The organism is Streptomyces sp. SID5785 (assembly GCF_009870065.1).
In the GTDB taxonomy this organism is placed as follows: Bacteria; Actinomycetota; Actinomycetes; order Streptomycetales; family Streptomycetaceae; genus Streptomyces.
In genome coordinates this window covers 1-5556 of record NZ_WWIA01000785.1, presented here as the reverse complement: position 1 = coordinate 5556, position 5556 = coordinate 1, and the positions used below count along the sequence as shown (strand labels likewise).

Here is a 5556-nt window from a genome sequence, read left to right as displayed (position 1 = left end):
TCCACGTGCGAACCCATGCGAGAAGACCCCGTGTCGTCGCCACCGCCGCCATCGCGGTGCTGGCGATGACAGCAGGCTCCGCCCCCGCGATCGCCGCCGGAACCCCGGCAGCGCCCCAGGCGGTGAAGTCCCGTCAGGCGAAGGCCGCGAAGGCGCCTCAGCGCGTTCACCTCATCACCGGCGACACGGTCGAGGTGACCGACGGGCGCATCAGCGGCATCCATCCGGCGAAGGGCCGCGAAGACGTCCCCGTGTCCGTGCACAGCGACGGCGGACACGACTACGCCGTCCCGCTCGACGCCCAGCGCCTGATATCCGACGGGACACTCGACAGGCGGCTGTTCGACGCCACGGCGCTCGCCACGAAGGCGGCGCGCGCGGCGTACAAGGACGGCCTGAAAGTCATCGTGGGCTACAAGGGCGCGGCACCCGCGGCCCGCGCCCAGGTCGACGGTGCGGGGGCCACCGAGGTACGCCGTAGCCTGAAGTCCCTCGACGCCGAGGCGGTCACCACGCCCGCCAAGGATCTGCCCGCTCTGTGGAACGCGCTCACCGACAACGGTGTCAGCCGCTCCGCCGCGTCCGGTGTCGCAAAGGTCTGGCTCGACGGCACGGTCAAGGCCCAACTGGACGTCTCCGTACCGCAGATCGGCGCCGACAAGGTCTGGGCGGCGGGCTACGACGGCAAGGGTGTGAAGGTCGCCGTGCTCGATACCGGCGTCGACGAGACGCACCCGGAGCTGCAGGGCCAACAGCTCGTCGAGAAGAACTTCTCCGCGTCCGCCGACAATCGCGACCACCAGGGGCACGGCACACATGTCGCGTCGACCATCGCGGGCAAGGGCGTCAAGTACAAGGGCGTCGCGCCCGGCGCACAGATCATCGACGGGAAGGTCCTCGACGACACCGGCAGCGGTGAGGAGTCGGACATCATCGAGGCGATCGAGTGGGCGGCCGGGGAGGGCGCCGACATCGTCAACCTGAGCCTCGGCGGCCCTGACAGCCCCGGCGTCGATCCGCTGGAGCAGGCCGTCGACACGTACACCGAACAGGGCGTGCTGTTCGCCATCGCGGCGGGCAACGAGGGCCCCGGCGCGTCGACGGTCGGCTCGCCCGGCGCTGCCGAGGGCGCGCTCACCGTCGCGGCCGTCGACAAGAGCGACAAGCTGGCGGACTTCTCCAGCCGCGGCCCGCTGGTCGCCGACTCCGGGATCAAGCCGGATGTCTCGGCCCCGGGTGTCGACATCACCGCAGCCTCCGCCCCGGGCAACGCCATCGCCAAGGAAGTCGGCGAGAACCCGCCCGGTTACATGACGATCTCGGGTACGTCGATGGCCACGCCGCATGTCGCGGGAGCGGCGGCGCTCCTCAAGCAGCAGCACCCGCAGTGGAAGGCAGCCGAGCTCAAGGGCGTCCTCACCGCGTCCGCCAAGGACGTCGGCTACACCGCGTTCGAGCAGGGATCGGGCCGCATCCAGTCCGACAAGGCGCTCGACCAGACCGTGCGCGCCACTCCTGTCTCCCTCGATCTCGGGACGGCGAGCTACCCGCACGAGGACGACGAGCCGATCACCAGGACCCTCACCTACAAGAACGAGGGCACGACCGATGTCACCCTCGACCTGGCGGTGAGCGGCAAGGGCCCCGAGGGCGCGGCCGCCCCCGACGGCATGTTCGAGGTCGGCCCGGCGCAGCTGACGGTTCCCGCAGGCGGAACCGCTGAGGCGACGCTCACCGCCGACACCAGGGTCGAGGCGCCCAACGGCGCGTACAGCGGCGCGGTGGTCGCCACTGGCGACGGGCAGAGCGTGCGCAGTGCGTTCGCCGTCGACAAGGAGATCGCCTCGTATCCGGTGGAGCTGAAGCACCTGGGCCGCGACGGCCGGGCGGCGCAGCATTTCCAGACCTACGTCACCGAGTTGAGCGACCAGTACGACGTCGCCGAGTACGCGATCGACGAGGCGAGCGAGTCGACCACGCTGCGGCTGCCGGCCGGCGAGTACACCGTGCAGACGATGATCATCGGCGACCGTGGGGATCTCTCGAAGGGCCTCGACTGGATCGCCCAGCCGAAGCTCGTGGTCACCGACCGGGGTACCACTGTCACCCTGGACGCCCGCACCGCGAAGCCGGTCGACATCACCGCCCCCGACCGTGACGCCGAGCCCAGCCAGGCCTACATGGCGTACAGCGTCAAGAAGGGCTACCGGGACAACAAGTTCGCCTGGCAGCTCGGCTCGTACGACAACGTCCGCTCCGCGCATCTCGGTCCTGAGCTCGCCGACGGCTCACTGACCCAGCTCTGGGACGCGGACTTCGTCAAGGGCGACGACACCCAGTACTCACTGGTGTACGGCGGTGCGGCGCCTCGCCTCGTGGACGGCTTCACCAAGCATCCGGCGAAGAAGCAACTGGCCCTGATCGACGCGGGCCTGGGTGCCACGGCTCCGGGCAAGACCGCCTGGATCTCGGCCGGGGGCAGTGTCAAGGCCGGCACCGACACGCTCACCGGTGCCGCCTCCGGGCGCTTCGTCGACGCGGAGTCACGGCAGAAGCTGTACGTGTCCACGGACAACGACGCCACCTGGAGCGTGTTCGGCGATCAGGTCGGCGATCCGCTGCCGAACGGCTGGCTGCCCTCGGACACCTCCTATTGGATCTACTCCAAGAAGTTCGCGTCCGGCCGCACCTACCGGACCGACTTCAACACCGGAGTCCACGGACCCGTGTTCAGCACCGAGGAGGACTCGGGCATCATCCGTTCCGGCGACTCGCTCTACGCCATGCTGGGCATGTTCTCCGACGGGGACGGCCATGAGCCGACCGGTCTGGTCGACGGGGATCCCGTCAAGGCGACGACGACGCTCTACCGTGACGGCGAGAAGATCGCGGAGAACGACAACGACCTGAGGCTCGCCTCCTTCGACGTGCCGCAGGACGACAGCCGGTACACGCTGACCACTTCTCAAGTGCGGTCGGACGCCGCGAAGTTCACCGTGGCCACCCGCATCGACGCGAGCTGGACCTTCCGCTCGAAGGGCGGGGACAAGGGCGAGGTGGGTGCCTCTACGGTCCGCTTCCACCCGGACCTCGACCTCACGTCGAGGGCCAGGGCCGGACGGTTCATGCTGATCCCCTACGAGATCCAGGGCTCGGCCGCCGACGGAAACCTCGCGTCGCTCAAGGTCGAGGCCTCGTACGACGACGGAGCGCACTGGTTCCCCGCCCCGACCCTCGGCGGCCGGGCCGCGGTACTCGCCCCCTCGAAGGACCGGGGCGTGGCACTGCGCGCGACCGTGGTCGACCGCCAGGGCAACAAGTCCGTGATCGCCGTCCACAACGCGTTCCTCGGACGCTGACGGCGGTCTGACAACCGTCTGCCGTCGGTCTGACGGCAATGTGACGAGGGTCTGACGCCACGACGACGGCCGGGTACCGGAGGGGGGTGCCCGGCCGTCGTCGTACGCCGGACGCGGCCGCCCCTGCCTGCGGTCGCGTCCCCCGGCGACGTACGGGGACCCGGTGGCATCGTGGGGAGCACCGCACCGAACGGAGGCGACACGTGCCCGAGGACTCACAGCCGTCGATCCCGGAGAGCTCCTGCCCGACGGCGGGAGACGCACCTCGCGAACATCACATGCATCTGCAGGGGCGGTACTACCGCCAGGTGGAGGCAGGCCGCAAGACGATCGAGGTGAGAACCGCGACCGCATCAAGGCGGGCAGTGACAGCCGGTGACACGATCGTCTTCCGCGACCGGGACACCGGGCGAGAGCTCGACATCAGCGTGCAGCACGTCACCGCATACGCCTCGTTCGAGGAGCTGCTCGGTGCGGAGGACCCCGCGCGCATCGACGCCGACAGCACGCCCGACGCGCTGCTCGAGCGCCTCCGCAGCATCTACCCTCCGGACGAGGAGGCCCAGGGCGTCCTCGCCCTCGCCTTCGACCAGCGCCCTGCCCGCCGCGGCCGGCCCCTGCCGATGCCTCCTGCCGAGTATGTGCAGACCGTGCCCCACCACACCGTGTACGGCTGCCTGTACCTCCGCGACGCGTGGGACCGGCCGGTCCAGCTGCGCTCCGTGTACGGCAGGCGTGGCTGGCAGTTCCCGGGCGGCAACCTGGACGCGCCGGGCGAGGATCCGCTGCGCACTGCGCTGCGCGAGACCCTCGAGGAGACAGGTCTCGAACTCGGCGCACGCGCACCCAAGTTGCTCCTCACGCACTTCCTGCCTGCCGGTCCACGGGTCCCGCTGAACAAGCTCGGGCTCGTCTTCGACGGTGGCCGTCTGACCGCCGACCAGCTCGGCCGGATCCGACTCGACCCTGGAGAGCACGACATGTGGGCCGTCCACGACCTCGCCACCTGGCAGAAGCTGATGGCGCCGCACGACTTCGCCCGGCTCGACGCCGTCGAGAGGGCCCGGCGGGGCACCGGCACCGCCTACCTGGTGACGCACGCCTGAGGGAAACTGTGAGAACCCCTAAGGTGAGGCCATGGGCGGGGTGAGTCTGGGGCAGGTGCTCGACAGTCTTGGGGGCACACTGCTGGATGTGGTGTCGGGTGACCCGGAGCGGGTGCCCCTGGTGGGCGGAGTGGTCATCCACGACGAGGGAGACATGTCTCCCGTTCCGGCCGGTTCGGTCGTACTCGGCGTGGGCGTCCAGGAGTCCGGCGCCCTCGTGGATCTTCTGAAGAAGCTCGACGGACGGGCGGGCGCTCTGGTCGTCAAGGCGCCCGTGTCCGACGCTGTCCGGGCCGCCGCGGCAGGTGCGGAGTCCGCAGTGGTGGTGCTCGCGGCCGCTCCCGGGGCTTCCTGGGTCCAGCTCGCGGTCATGATCAGATCTGTCCTGCGGGACGACGGTGCCCATGTCCTGGGCGACGGCGTCGTGGAGGGCGGGACCGGGACGGATCTGTTCTCCCTGGCGAATGCCATCGCGGGCCGGTTGGACGCCCCCGTGACGATCGAGGACCGCTACTTCCAGGTGCTGGCCTTCTCCCGGCACCAGGGTCGGGCGGATGCTGCACGAGTGCGGACGGTGCTGGGCCGTGAGGTGCCCCCGCACTATGCGGAGCTCCTCGCCGAGCGGGGCGTTCTGCAGGAGCTGTACCGGTCCGAGGAGCCGATCCACATCGGTGCGGTGGAACTGGGCGACGGTGACGCGGCGCTCCCCCGCGCCGCGATGGCCGTGCGGGCAGGTGACGAGCTGCTGGGTTCGGTCTGGGCTGCGGTGCACGAGCCCTTGTCCCCGCCGCGGCGGGACGCGCTCGTCGACGCTGCGCGACTGGTCGCGTTGCACCTGCTACGGCTGCGGGCCGGAGCCGATTCCGAGCGGCGGCTGCGGGCGGATCTCCTGGGCAGGGCGCTGGAGGGCGGTCCCGAAGCTCGAGCGGCGCTGGATCGACTGGGTCTCGTCGGCCGTCAGGTGGTCGTGCTCGCGCTGGCGGTCGTCGACCGTCCGGCTGCCTCCGAGAGCCTGTTGAGCCGCACAAGCAGGGAAGCTGAGCGGCACCGGGTGGCCGACGGATTTGCCGTGCACCTGGCGGCCCTGCATT

2 protein-coding genes and 1 pseudogene are annotated in these 5556 nt (G+C 70.3%); all 3 read left to right on the top strand.

From position 1 onward, the window contains the following. Nucleotides 1–65: 65 nt before the first annotated feature. Nucleotides 66–3359 (top strand): S8 family serine peptidase, encoded by a 3294-nt coding sequence (locus tag GTW43_RS25880; protein ID WP_161304399.1) that lies wholly within the window; start codon nt 66–68, stop codon nt 3357–3359. 278 nt (nt 3360–3637) lie between these two features. Further along, complete coding sequence (locus GTW43_RS25875) at nt 3638–4465, top strand: NUDIX domain-containing protein (protein ID WP_161304398.1); 828 nt, start codon at nt 3638–3640, stop codon at nt 4463–4465. Between the two features lie 31 nt (nt 4466–4496). Further along, nucleotides 4497–5556 (top strand): annotated as a pseudogene (locus GTW43_RS25870) (PucR family transcriptional regulator); the annotation flags it as partial.